Raw genomic sequence first — 12174 nt, forward strand, 5'->3', positions numbered from 1 at the left:
ACAATCAGTGGGGAATGAGAAAAATCGCTTATTAAAGTCTCTCTTCATTAAAAATATGTAATTTTTACAAAGTGTATATTGAAAGCATAGTATAATATAATGGATGTTTATAAAAATAAATGAAAATGGAATAAAGGAGTAAAGATATGGATTATGTGCTAATAGGTGTGATTTTATTATTATTAGCTGTAGTATTCGTGCTGTTCTATAAAAATAAACAGCTAGAATCAGAGAGTCAGCAAGTAGAATTTGAAAAGAAACAAGCAATTGAAACGTATGAAACTGAAATTGCAGCTACGGTTACAGAGCATAAAGAACAACAAAATACATTGAAAAATATGGAACAGAAGAAATACAATGATTTACAAATAAGTGCAGCTAGAGAACTTGAAAATATGCGTATGATGAAAAATCAATTAGCTATGCAACATAGTAAAGAACGAAGTGAAATACAAGAAAAACATAGTAACGAAATACACATGTTTCAAAAGTTAATTGCAAATTTGCGAGAGTATACAAAAAATGGAGCTGAAGTGAATACACACGAAACATTACATTATATGAAGCGTGGATTCGTAGAACAAGGCATAATACTAGAAAATGAATTTCATATTATGCCGAATGTTTTTATTAAAAGTCAGCACGGAGGAAATGATTTTCGCATTCATCATCTTGTCTTAAGTAAAACGGGTATGTATGTACTTGAGACGAAAGAATGGACAGGGAAATTAATTCATGGCTTAACGAAAGAAAATGCTAGTATATATTCATTTATGATTGATGAAATTGGCAAGTATCAACAAGAAGTAGAGAAAGAAGAGACGTTTGAATATATTACAGGTGAAGATTCATTAACGATACAAGTAAAAAATGAAGGGAATCCAGTATATAGAGCGAAGAAACTATCCCATATTCTATACAATTGTTTGAAAGAAATACAAGTTGATATTGTAAAGGAAAACGTAAAACCGATTGTATATTTTTATAATGAGAGTGGGAAAGAAGTGCTAGATCTGTCTGAAGAAAAAACGCCGAGATTAAAAGATAGAGAGCAAATTGTAATGTTCTTTAGAAATGAGATCTTAACAGGGAAAGTAATATATACAGATCAAGAGTTAGAAAAACTTCGAGAAATCATTAATCGGATGAATTATAAAATGAATTAAAAAGAGGTGGGCTTTCTGCGTGCTATATTAAGGGGTATTTTGTATGTTTATGTTTGTTTGTATATACTAATGTATCTTGCGTTTATTTACATTATCGATATAACTCATACGTTATTAAGTGTAAAGAGTATTTTTGTAGTAATCATGCCATTTGCTTTATTAATCATGATTCAAAAATCTATCTTATATGTTTCTAAAAATCGTAATGAAGAAAAGAAGCAAATGTCGGGAGTATTAATAGTAGCACTCATTCCGTTAATAGTGTGCACTGCGCAATTAAGTATGAATACATACACTTCTAAGTTTAATCAAAATCGGTGGTTACATGCTGAAGAGAAACGGGTACATATGGTAGATGATCTAATGCAAAAATATAAATTAACAGGGAAATCAAATGAAGAAATTACAAAATTATTAGGAGCACCTACTGAAACGAGAAATGGAGAAGAAGGGATTACCACTTCGTACTATCTTGGAAATGAACGTGGCTTTATTTCAATAGATAGTGAACAGCTTGTTTTACAATTTGATAGAAATGGTAGAGTTATGAAATATGAGATACTAAGAGATTAAATAAATTTAGAGAGAAGCTATATGTTATAGCTTCTTTTTTATTTTTCAATATGTTACGGAAGGGAGAGAAGGATTTTGAGTGGAATAAGGAATGAAAGCGGAGGTGATGCATATATATGGATGCATTGGGTTGTTTTTATCGTGCATAAACGAGCAGCCCGATTATAATCAGTGCGGAATGGAGCAAATCGCAACTGATTAAAGTTTCACTGTATCATATTGTATAAATGAAAAGGAGGTAAGACGGTGAAAGCAATCCCGACTGATGTCCTGAGTAAAGAATTAATGGAAAGAGAAGGAGTTATATCTATTACAGTAAAAGAATTTGAAAAGATAGAAGTAGCTGGAGTAGTAGTCGCTGGTCCTGCAGTTATTTTGATTAATCAAGATTAAGTACATATTATTGAAATAAAAAGCATCCATCTAGGATGCTTTTTATTTGTATGCAAGGAAGAATATGATGGATAATTGCTTTACTGGAGGGAAAGTCTGTGGCAATTATTATAACGATGTTAGTAATGGGAGTTTTATTAGGATTTGTTGGAGCAGGGGGAGCTGGTTTTATTATCGCAATACTCACTTTAGTATTCCGCATTCCTATTCATGTTGCGCTTGCAACGTCTTTAACTGCTATGGCATTTACGACATTATCTGGGGTTATAAGTCATTATCGTGAAGGAAATGTTGTAGTTACTATAGGAGGGATTGTTGGTGGATGTGGAGCACTTGGTTCTTATATTGGTGCAAAGCTTGGTTCACTTATACCATCGCATCTTCTTCATTGGTTTACAGCTGGAATGTTATTTTTATCTGCAATTTTTATGTTTGTTAAATTAATTAAGTTTCAAAATAGGGAAGAACTACTTTTAGCAGAAATTAAAGATTTTTCGAAAGACAATATAATGAAATGTATATGTCTTGGATTAGTCACTGGAATGATGGCTGGTTCATTCGGGATTGGTTCTGCACCATTTATTCAACTTGGATTAATGGTTCTATTAGGATTAACGATTCAGCAATCTGTAGGAACAACTATGCTTGTTATATTGCCGATTGCGATTGGAGGTGGGCTAGGATATAGTTCAGAAGGGTATCTAGATTATATATTGTTATTGCAAGTATTAATTGGGACGATGTTAGGAGCGTATATCGGAGCGAAGTTTACAAATTATGCACCACGTATGCTTTTGAAGTTTTCAATGATTATGACACCAGTTGTAGCTGGATGTATGTTATTGATGGAATAAAAATAATATAGCAAACTAATATGTTTTACGACTGAATTATGTAAGTAATTCATATTTCCCATATAAAAGGATTTGCTTTAATATAATGAGTATAAAGTTCGAGTATTCGAAGTACTACTTGAATTATATCCCTATCCCTTTTCTAAAAATGCGAACAAGTTTTGCCCTATTCTATTCAATAATTAATTGCATAGAAATATATTGTTCGATGACCATTATGGAACGTACATAATGGGAAGATCCCGATCCTTAAAGAGGATGCCCCTAATCTTCATGTGAAAATATGATCGGATAAGAAAGCTGACCAATTTATGGTTAGCTTTCTTTTTGTTCAAAAACTATTTCTTCTTTAATTTCTGTTTGCAATAATAAAGCTTTTCCGAAACGACGTTTACATTCCGCACGCACTTTTTCAATGGCTAGTAGCTGAGTAGTGGCGGGAACTGTTACGATAGCTTGGCGTGGTTTTCGATTTTCTTCACAAAAGACACATTCCACAACATATTTAGAAATCATATTTTCATCCTTCCGTTTTTAATTTCTAAGAAGGGATTGTCTATGAAGTTAATGTGATTTTTCGTCATTAGTTTACTTTTTTCCTCTTTTTTCAAGGAGAAAATGATAAAGAAGGTGAATTTTTGTAGGGGAGGGATGTATATGGAAAGATGGATAGGTTGTGCAGCAGTATGTATAAATGAAAAAAATGAAGTTTTAATGGTGTTGCAAGGGCAAAAGGGTGAAGAAAAAAGGTGGTCTGTTCCAAGTGGAGGGCTTGAAAAGGGAGAGACACTAGAAGAATGTTGTATTCGAGAAGTTTGGGAAGAAACAGGTTACAATGTGGAAGTTGTAAATAAAATATACGAAAAAGAGGGTATTACATACGGGGTTCCTGTATACGTTCATTATTATGTCGTTAAAAAAATAGGCGGTAGTATGAAAATCCAAGATCCTGATGAGTTAATACATGAAATTGCTTGGAAAAGGATAGATGAAGTGAAGGAATTAACGCTACCTTTCCCGGAGGATTATGAGATTTTAAATAAATATATAAATAAAAAAGCGAGTGTTTAAACACTTGCTTTTTCAATGTATCCACGATAAGAAAAGCGGAACGATAACTAAACTAGCTCCTGCTGTTAAAAGCATAGATAAACTTGCAATGGTTCCTTCTACAGGGCCGATTTCGAATGCTTTTGATGTACCGGTTCCATTTGCGCTCGTGCCTAACATAATGCCTTTTGCGAGCGCTGTTTTAATACGGCATATACGTATGAGAGAAGGTCCGAGCAATGCTCCTGTTAACGCAGTTAAAACAACAAATACAGCTGTTAATTGTGACATACCACCGATCATTTCTGAAATGGCCATTGCAATTGGTGTCGTTACAATATGAGGCGCTAAACTATGTTCTAACGATGAATCAATTTGAAAATAATTAGCTAGTAGTGCTGAAGTAATAACTGATAAAAATGAACCGACAATGACATTAAGTAAAATAGCTATTCCATGTTTCTTGAGTAAATCAAAGTATTTATAGATTGGCCATGCGAAAGCAACTGTTGCAGGCTTTAATAATTCTGTTAACCATTGACCACCTGTTTCATATGTTTCATAAGGTGTGTCTAGTCCGAGTAATAAAGCAATTAAAATAATAGGGCAGACGAGAAGAGGAGAAAGTAAGCTCCAATTCCAGCGTTGATACATTTTCTTCGATATCCAATATGTGAATAGTGTTAATAGTAAACAAAGAAAGCCGATCATTGTGTTGATCCTTTCCGCTTTAGTAGCAATTCTGTTAGGAGTCCTGTAGCGAGAGTGACACAAAGTGTACTAATCATAATAATTAAAATGAGATCGATTCCATATTGTGATAGTGTATCTTTGTAGCGTATGACAGCGACTGCAGAAGGAATGAAAAATAAAATAAGTTCTTTTAATAAAAAGTCTGCTCCGTCCTGTATCCACTCTTTTTTCACTAGGTTAAATTTTAATGAAATTAACAATAAAAAAATACCGATTATACTTCCTGGAACTGGGAGGTGTGCCTGTTTTGCAATCCATTCACCTGTCCAAGCGAAACAAAATAATAATAAAATTTGTCCGCTTAATTTCCACCATTTCATACAGTACCCACCTCTTTCTTTTTTTACATAAAAATTGTAAAAAAGAATTAACAATTTCTACTATACGTTCATTCGAAAAATTTGTCTAATATATAAATTATATGTTATTAATATATTAGATGTATTAATTGAAAGTGAAAAGGGTGTCCAAAATGGAATTACGGCATTTGCAATATTTTGTTGTAGTGGCAGAGGAGTTACACTTTGGACGAGCAGCTGCTCGTTTACAAATGACACAACCACCGCTTAGTCAACAAATTCAGCAATTAGAAAAAGAAATGGGAGTTATGTTATTTTCAAGAACGAAGAGAAAAGTTGAATTAACAGAAGCTGGAGAAATGTTTTTAAAAGAAGTAAAAAAAGCGTTCGAACAAATTGATAAAGCAGTAGAAGTTGCACAAAGTGCCCAAAGGGGAGAAGTGGGCTCACTTTCAATTGGTTTTGTAGGTGCGGCGATATATGATATTTTACCATCTATCGTAAGGGAGTATAGAAAGAAATTTCCGAGAGTGTCTGTTGCATTACATGAACTGTCAACACCGGATCAGGTGCATGCACTTCACGATAACCGTATTGATATTGGCTTTTTGCGTCCGCCAATTCCAACGCAATTACTAGAGTTAGAACCAATTCAAAAACTTTCTTGTACGTTATGTTTACCGAAGGCACATCCACTTGCTGAAAAGGATGAAATACATATTGAAGATTTAAGAGACGAACCGTTCGTATTTATTACGAGACCGGTATGGCCAGCGTTATACGATACAATTTTATCACTTTGCCGCGACGTAGGATTTAGTCCACACATTGTACAAGAAGCAACGGAATATCAAACAGTTATGGGACTTGTAGCGGCAGGAATCGGAATTACGGTAATACCTGTATCGGCGAATAAATTGTATAAAACCGAAGTCGTATATAAAGAGTTATGTGATTCGAATTTTGTTGCAGAAATGTCAGTAGCGTACAAAAAAATGAATACTAATCCAGAACTTTTAGAGTTTTTGAAAATTGCAAGAGAGAAGAAAAGAATAGAAGTTGAGGATGAGATTAATTAATTTGTTAAAAAGTACACCTCGTTAAACACTAAAGCGGAAATGCAATATAATTGCATTTCCGCTTTAGTGTTCTTTTTTTAGTTCTATACTAAAGAGATAAACATGTTCGTTTTCTTGTAATAGTTGGTCAATAGCAGTTTTTTCCTCAAGCATTGGAATTCTTACGGTTTCTTTATTCGTTTTTATTATAGCTGCTAAAGTCGTCTTTTGATTGTATGTTAAGTTTATAGCAGATTGAAGAGTGGTAGAGGTAGAGCTATTTATGATTGGAGGTGCTTCTTCAGGAGCGAGCATGGAACTACCTTCAATATTAACATACCAATGTTTTTGCACTTGTACATCTTTATCGAGTTGGGATTGAGGTGGTAAAAAAGAAAGCTTTACTTTCTTTTTTTGAAAATGGGAGGTAGCTATATTCGCAATTACGTTTGTTTTTTTACCATTTTGATAATAATCAATTGTAGCATGTATTTCATCTTTTTTATTTTTTAGGGTAACGTTATAAAACATGCTGTCTCCTTCTTGAAAAGGAGTCATTTGTAAAATAGAAGATTGCTCTTCTGTTAATTTGTATGGCTCAACAATGGCGATTTCATTGTTTTTAAGTGAGCTACAACTTGTGAGAAATAATAAAAATAAGATTGATAGTAATTTTATGCGCATGCAACCCCCTCCTTTTTACAAATATATTCTTAATATGATTTATTTACCATTTTATTTTCTAGGACTAAAGACTTAGAACAAATTCAGATTGTAGTGCGATGTTTAAAATGTCATATTTTTATACACTAGTAGTATAGAATGAGTATGGTATGAAGTAAGGTAGGGGAAGAACATATGTCTTTATGTCAGTTAGTGAGAAAAAATATAAGAACATTTGCTGCCAAAAGGATGAAGCAATTCATGTGGGTTGCTATGAGTACTATGATTTTATTTTTTATGATATCGCTCCAATTTAATGAAGGAGCGATTGGGAAATTAGAGACTACACTTTTATTTCAAATGAGCTTTTACATGCTGTTTATTGTATTCATTTTTATTTGTATTTTTACTACATATAAAATAACGTTTTCTCTTCTGCAAGTGAGGAAAGAGGAAATTAAATCTTATGTAGCAGAGAGTAGGAAGAGAAATGACGTACTATGTTTATTATGTCAGGAGCAATTATTTATTTATGGGGCAGCGTTTGTTTTTGGATTAGTGAATGGGATGTTATTTTTGAAATTATTTACGATTATCTTTATGAAAATAGCAGGAATACAAGGGATAAATAGTGCACCGATTACAGTATATGCAATAGTAGTTGTTAGTATAATTATGATTGTGATCGTCCTATTATCGATGATGCAATGTTTTCGATTTGTTCAAAGTTTACAAGATGAAAATTCGTTTTAATTCAAGGAAAAGGCATGAGAAATCATGCCTTTTCTTATTTTACACATAAAAATAATCATGTTACAGTGTAAAGACCTGACAAAGAATGGGAAGGAAAGGTTGTATAGTATGACAAATGAACAATCAATTGTAAAGGTTGAGCGGTTAACGAAGCGAATCGGTTCAAAGACACTTGTAGAAAATATTAGTTTCGAAGTTAAAAAGGGTGAAGTAGTTGGCTTGCTCGGACCAAATGGTGCTGGAAAAACGACTTTAATGAGAATGATGGTCGGCATGATTCGTATGACAGAGGGTGAAGTTTGGATTGACGGTCAATCTGTAAAACAGCAATTTGAAAGTACTGCTGCGAAAATTGGAGCAGTAATTGAGACACCGGAATTTTATCCTTTTTTGAGCGGCTATGAAAATTTAACATATTTCGGACGAATGAATGGTAACGTGACGGAAGAACGTATCGATGAAGTAGTGAAATTGTTAGGGATGGGACAAGTAATTGACCGAAAAGTAAAAGCATATTCACTCGGCATGAGACAACGTTTAGGAATTGCTCAAGCGCTTATTCACGATCCAGATGTATTGATATTAGATGAACCAACGAATGGATTAGATCCTAGTGGAATACATGAAATGAGAATGTACATAAAGAAAATTGCACATGAACAAGGAAAAGCGGTACTTGTATCTAGTCACTTACTTTCAGAAGTTGAATTAATGTGTGATAGAGTTATCATTATTCAGCATGGAGAATATGTGGCGACGCAAAATATTCAGCATAATCAAAGAGAAGAGATGGAGACAATCCGTATACGTGTAGATGATGCGAATAAAGCAGCAGAAATGTTAGACCAAGATGTTTTAATAAAAGGTAATGATCTACTTATTCATGTAAAAGATGAAGAAATCCCAAATGTTATTCGTATATTGCTTGAGAAAAATATTCAAGTGTATCGTGTATATGAAGAAAGAAAAACGTTAGAAGAGCAATTTTTAGAATTAACAGGGGGAAAAGATATTGTTTAATTTAGTGTATAACGAACTGTATAAAATATTTAAGCGAAAGCGAACGATTATTCCCTTTGCAGTTATTGCAGTATTAATAATTGGATTAGGGTGGGTTACGGTAAAGTATTTAGAACCGGAAACAAAAGGATGGAAAGCCGATTATACAGAACGAACTGTAGAAATAGAGAAAAAGCTAGGTATGAAAAAAGAATCTATATTAGCAGAACGATCTGGGGACGAGCTTGTAAAGGAATATCAGCTTAAGATGAAGCATTTAGATACAGATACAGCACCGGCAAGCAGTTCTCCGCTTTCTTTCATGAGAGATACAGGTTTTATCGTATTTCCAATATTGCTCCCATTTATCCTCGTGTATGCAAGTACAATTTTTGCGAATGAATATAGCTGGGGAACATATAAATTTTTAACGATACGACCAGCGAGTCGATTTAAAATTTTGACAGCTAAATTTTTAGCAATTGTGATATTTGCAGCGTTATTGTTTATATTTAATATGATTTTCTCCACTTTATGTGGACTTGTTATTTATAAATTCCAACAGCCTGCATGGAGCGAGCTTATTTTCCAAGATGGAAATATTATAAAACAAAATATTTTTGTGGAAGCTAGTAAGTATTATATTTTATCGTGGTTGCCGACGATTGTGTACGCAGCGTTTGCATTTATGATTTCTGTATTAACAAGATCTAGTGGAGGCGCGATTGGTATTTCACTATTTCTTGCTTTATCAGGAAACATTGCATTATTAGCAGCGACTAGATATGATTGGGCGAAATATTTATTGCCAGCAAACACAGATTTATACAGTATTTCAAAGAATGGAAGTTTTATTGATGGAGTAACATTCCCGTTTGCTTCATGTATGTTATTACTATATTTATTTGTATTTTTAAGCATTTCCTATATAGTATTTTTAAAACGTGATTTAACTTAAAAAAAGGAGCCGTTAAGTATTTCTTAACGGCTCCTTTTTTTATGCAAATTGTTTAAGTGCTTTTTCAGCTAACAAAGCGAAGTATTCTGCACTTATAGGTAATGCTTGCTCATCTACTGTAAAAGCTGGATGATGCCATTCATGTGTACCACTCGTTCCCATAAAAACGAATGAACCAGGTATTTCTTGTTGATAAAAAGAAAAATCTTCTCCGGCCATTGACGGGGTAGGAGAGATGATATTTAAATTCATTTTTTCAGCAACTTGAGAGGATAAGTTTGTTAAAGATGTATCGTTATGAACAGCAGGAGGACCTGCATAAAAACGAAATTCTGTTTTTACACCTAATGCATCAGAAACCCCTTGAATAATACGTTTCATTAGTGCGGGAATCTTTTCACGTGTTTCAGTTTGGAATGTACGTACAGTTCCTTCCAGCGTTGCTTTTTCAGGAATTACGTTCCACGTATTTCCTGAATGGATGTTTGTGACACTGACGACGGCATTATGTGAAGAGCTTATATTTCGGCTTACAATTGTTTGGAGCGCCATCACGATTTGAGAGGACGCGACAATAGGGTCTACCCCAGCATCTGGTACAGCTGCATGTGTACCAACTCCGTGAATTTCAATTTCAAATCGATCGACCCCGGCCATCAGTGGACCATCTTTAATACCGATTGTACCTACTGGTAAATCGGGTTTATTATGCATACCGAAAATAGCTTGCACGCCATGTAAATGCCCGGCTTCAATTACTTTGCAAGCACCATTGCTACTTTCTTCAGCTGGCTGGAATATAAAGCGTACAGTTCCACCAAGAGAAGATTCTTTTTCTTTTAATAAATAAGCGGCACCTATAATAGCAGCTGTATGAAAATCATGCCCACAAGCATGCATTTTACCGGGAATTTTTGAAGCATACGGTAAATTTGTTTCTTCTTGAATAGGAAGGGCATCAATATCAGCGCGGAGTGCTATAATTGGTCCGCTATTATTCCCTGAAATTTCAGCAATAACGCCTGTTTCTAAACTAGAATTTATAATCGTAATGTTTTTCTTTTCTAACCAATTTTTTATAGTCTTCGTCGTTTCAAATTCTTCGTATGATAATTCTGGATGCTCATGTAAATTTCGACGAATAGAAATTAGCATCTCAGTTAATTGCTCTAGATTTGCTGCCACGTATAATGCCTTCTTTCTTAATTAATGTATTTACATTAATTATACAATAAGAAAAGAGAGGATTCTCAAATGAAAATCCTCTCTTGTTTTATGCTGCCAATTTTTTGTGTGTATGATGTTTACGATAACGTCCACGCATTGCATAGGCAATTTGCGGGATTGCAATACCGATTAAAATAAGTGATACACCGATCCATTGTGAAGATAGCACCGCTTCTTTTAAAACGAATACAGACATGATTGTTGTAACCGGTAGTTCTGCTGCACCAAGAATAGTCGCTAAGCCAGAACCGATCTTTGGAATACCGATTGTAAAGGCGATAGAAGGAATAACGATACTAAATGTTCCTAATCCTAAACCGTATTTCCAAAGTCCTTCAGAAATTGCACCGCTAAAAATAAATGTTGGTGGGAATACGATCATTACTAAAGTTAAAGCGCCAGTCATTAAGAGAACACCGCGCGGTAATGAAGGCACTTCAACAGCAACTTTTCCGCTCACGAAAATGTATGTTGCGAATGTAACAGCAGATAATAAACCTAGTATGATTCCAGTCATATCGAAATCACCTGCTGATTTCTCTAGTAAACCACTTGATAAAAATGTACCTGCAAGTAAGAAAATAACGGAAATAACCTTTTCTCTTGAAGGTAATGTTTTTGTTGTGACTGCTTCAATAATAATTCCGACCCAAACGAATTGGAATAAAAGTATAATTGCAATAGATGCTGGTACAGTTTTTAATGAAGCATAATAAAAAATTCCAGTAAAACTTGCAGATGTACCTGCCACGAATAAAATTAACGCTTGTTTTAATGGAACACGATGTCTAGAAAATAGAAGAGTAATAGCAAGCAAAATAATCCAACCGAACAAATATTGGCTGCCAATTACCTCTCCAAGTGAAAATCCTTCTGCATAGGCAAGTTTAACGAAAATAGCTAAAATCCCATAACTACACGCTCCTAATAAAACTAAAAGAGAATAACGAAGCATGAAAAATTCCTCCCATCTATATGAAATTGTTCCTAACGGACATATATAACTAGAGGGAAGTATACAAAATTAAAAATAAAGGGTCAAATAAAAGAAAAGTGTGACATTTTATAGAATAATAATAAAAGTATGATATTTATGCATAATCTTGAAATTAGTAATAATAAAAGTATTGTAAAATCAGCTTCGTATTGTATAAAGACAGCATTTGAAAAAAAGATTTTTTAGGGAGATAGAAGGGTAGTCCATTATAGTGTGCTAATCATTTGAGAAACTATATTACCTTTGTTATATTAATAACAATTAGAGAAGTTTCATAGTCCAATTGATATTGTTCTATATAATAGAAGGGAATAAAAACGTTTTATTAGAAACTGTTTGTAAGGGTAGTTTTTCTTATTATCACGTTGTTAAAGTGAGTTCACGAATTGTTCATAGTATTTTTATGTGTTTTTGCTACAATATGTAAGGAG

The 12174-nt window shown here is 33.7% G+C and carries 16 protein-coding genes; 10 read left to right on the forward strand and 6 right to left on the reverse strand.

All coding sequences use genetic code 11. From position 1 onward, the window contains the following. Window positions 1–146: 146 nt before the first annotated feature. From QEP67_RS09120 to QEP67_RS09135, 4 genes are all read left to right on the forward strand, one after another. On the forward strand, window positions 147–1166 hold the full coding sequence (locus tag QEP67_RS09120) for a nuclease-related domain-containing protein (RefSeq protein ID WP_000386816.1): 1020 nt from the start codon (window positions 147–149) through the stop codon (window positions 1164–1166). Between the two features lie 6 nt (window positions 1167–1172). Further along, a complete protein-coding gene (locus QEP67_RS09125) occupies window positions 1173–1739 on the forward strand; it encodes a hypothetical protein (protein WP_081252631.1) in 567 nt (188 codons plus the stop codon). Window positions 1740–1985: 246 nt separating this feature from the next. Next, window positions 1986–2132 (forward strand): BC1881 family protein, encoded by a 147-nt coding sequence (locus QEP67_RS09130; protein WP_000644411.1) that lies wholly within the window; start codon window positions 1986–1988, stop codon window positions 2130–2132. A gap of 98 nt (window positions 2133–2230) precedes the next feature. Continuing rightward, the gene (locus QEP67_RS09135) at window positions 2231–2986 is read left to right on the forward strand and encodes a sulfite exporter TauE/SafE family protein (RefSeq protein WP_000974681.1); all 756 of its coding nucleotides are present in this window, start codon (window positions 2231–2233) and stop codon (window positions 2984–2986) included. Window positions 2987–3301: 315 nt separating this feature from the next. Here QEP67_RS09135 and QEP67_RS09140 read toward each other — a convergent pair whose 3' ends face one another. After that, entirely contained in the window at window positions 3302–3502 is a 201-nt protein-coding gene (locus QEP67_RS09140; RefSeq protein WP_000624205.1) for a DUF3903 domain-containing protein, read from the reverse strand. A 141-nt stretch (window positions 3503–3643) separates the two neighbouring features. On the opposite strand from QEP67_RS09140, the gene QEP67_RS09145 reads away from it, so the two are divergent. Beyond that, the gene (locus QEP67_RS09145; protein ID WP_353706563.1) at window positions 3644–4057 is read left to right on the forward strand and encodes an NUDIX hydrolase; all 414 of its coding nucleotides are present in this window, start codon (window positions 3644–3646) and stop codon (window positions 4055–4057) included. Window positions 4058–4069: 12 nt separating this feature from the next. Here QEP67_RS09145 and QEP67_RS09150 read toward each other — a convergent pair whose 3' ends face one another. Continuing rightward, window positions 4070–4747 carry an LrgB family protein gene (locus QEP67_RS09150; RefSeq protein WP_000578956.1) on the reverse strand — a complete coding sequence of 226 codons (678 nt, stop codon included), beginning with the start codon at window positions 4745–4747 and terminating at the stop codon, window positions 4070–4072. Further along, a complete protein-coding gene (locus QEP67_RS09155; RefSeq protein ID WP_000872362.1) occupies window positions 4744–5109 on the reverse strand; it encodes a CidA/LrgA family holin-like protein in 366 nt (121 codons plus the stop codon). The genes QEP67_RS09150 and QEP67_RS09155 overlap by 4 nt, the downstream gene beginning before the upstream one ends. 152 nt (window positions 5110–5261) lie before the next feature. Here QEP67_RS09155 and alsR point away from each other — a divergent pair, with 152 nt between their 5' ends. Then, window positions 5262–6167 carry an acetoin biosynthesis transcriptional regulator AlsR gene (alsR, locus tag QEP67_RS09160; RefSeq protein ID WP_000423221.1) on the forward strand — a complete coding sequence of 302 codons (906 nt, stop codon included), beginning with the start codon at window positions 5262–5264 and terminating at the stop codon, window positions 6165–6167. A gap of 63 nt (window positions 6168–6230) precedes the next feature. On the opposite strand, the gene QEP67_RS09165 is transcribed toward alsR, so the two are convergent. After that, entirely contained in the window at window positions 6231–6830 is a 600-nt protein-coding gene (locus QEP67_RS09165) for a hypothetical protein (RefSeq protein WP_001220611.1), read from the reverse strand. 174 nt (window positions 6831–7004) lie between these two features. Here QEP67_RS09165 and QEP67_RS09170 point away from each other — a divergent pair, with 174 nt between their 5' ends. From QEP67_RS09170 to QEP67_RS09180, 3 genes are all read left to right on the forward strand, one after another. After that, window positions 7005–7562 (forward strand): hypothetical protein, encoded by a 558-nt coding sequence (locus QEP67_RS09170; protein ID WP_000050589.1) that lies wholly within the window; start codon window positions 7005–7007, stop codon window positions 7560–7562. Window positions 7563–7670: 108 nt separating this feature from the next. Beyond that, window positions 7671–8582 carry an ABC transporter ATP-binding protein gene (locus QEP67_RS09175; RefSeq protein WP_000180637.1) on the forward strand — a complete coding sequence of 304 codons (912 nt, stop codon included), beginning with the start codon at window positions 7671–7673 and terminating at the stop codon, window positions 8580–8582. Next, window positions 8575–9519 (forward strand): ABC transporter permease subunit, encoded by a 945-nt coding sequence (locus tag QEP67_RS09180; RefSeq protein ID WP_000482785.1) that lies wholly within the window; start codon window positions 8575–8577, stop codon window positions 9517–9519. Before QEP67_RS09175 ends, QEP67_RS09180 begins: the two co-directional genes overlap by 8 nt. 39 nt (window positions 9520–9558) lie before the next feature. On the opposite strand, the gene QEP67_RS09185 is transcribed toward QEP67_RS09180, so the two are convergent. Next, complete coding sequence (locus tag QEP67_RS09185; protein WP_000729787.1) at window positions 9559–10704, reverse strand: M20 peptidase aminoacylase family protein; 1146 nt, start codon at window positions 10702–10704, stop codon at window positions 9559–9561. Between the two features lie 88 nt (window positions 10705–10792). Further along, entirely contained in the window at window positions 10793–11701 is a 909-nt protein-coding gene (locus tag QEP67_RS09190; protein WP_000947035.1) for a DMT family transporter, read from the reverse strand. A gap of 325 nt (window positions 11702–12026) precedes the next feature. On the opposite strand from QEP67_RS09190, the gene QEP67_RS09195 reads away from it, so the two are divergent. Then, window positions 12027–12170 (forward strand): peptidase T, encoded by a 144-nt coding sequence (locus QEP67_RS09195; RefSeq protein WP_087947101.1) that lies wholly within the window; start codon window positions 12027–12029, stop codon window positions 12168–12170. Window positions 12171–12174: the final 4 nt, after the last annotated feature.

This window comes from Bacillus cereus group sp. MS39, from assembly GCF_040448665.1.
Lineage (GTDB): Bacteria > Bacillota > Bacilli > Bacillales > Bacillaceae_G > Bacillus_A > Bacillus_A wiedmannii.

Coding starts and splice junctions, on each gene's coding strand:
- QEP67_RS09120 (WP_000386816.1), top strand. CDS start 147: ATGGATTATGTGCTAATAGGTGTGATTTTATTATTATTAGCTGTAGTA.
- QEP67_RS09140 (WP_000624205.1), bottom strand. CDS start 3,502: ATGATTTCTAAATATGTTGTGGAATGTGTCTTTTGTGAAGAAAATCGA.
- QEP67_RS09145 (WP_353706563.1), top strand. CDS start 3,644: ATGGAAAGATGGATAGGTTGTGCAGCAGTATGTATAAATGAAAAAAAT.
- QEP67_RS09150 (WP_000578956.1), bottom strand. CDS start 4,747: ATGATCGGCTTTCTTTGTTTACTATTAACACTATTCACATATTGGATA.
- QEP67_RS09155 (WP_000872362.1), bottom strand. CDS start 5,109: ATGAAATGGTGGAAATTAAGCGGACAAATTTTATTATTATTTTGTTTC.
- alsR (WP_000423221.1), top strand. CDS start 5,262: ATGGAATTACGGCATTTGCAATATTTTGTTGTAGTGGCAGAGGAGTTA.
- QEP67_RS09165 (WP_001220611.1), bottom strand. CDS start 6,830: ATGCGCATAAAATTACTATCAATCTTATTTTTATTATTTCTCACAAGT.
- QEP67_RS09170 (WP_000050589.1), top strand. CDS start 7,005: ATGTCTTTATGTCAGTTAGTGAGAAAAAATATAAGAACATTTGCTGCC.
- QEP67_RS09175 (WP_000180637.1), top strand. CDS start 7,671: ATGACAAATGAACAATCAATTGTAAAGGTTGAGCGGTTAACGAAGCGA.
- QEP67_RS09190 (WP_000947035.1), bottom strand. CDS start 11,701: ATGCTTCGTTATTCTCTTTTAGTTTTATTAGGAGCGTGTAGTTATGGG.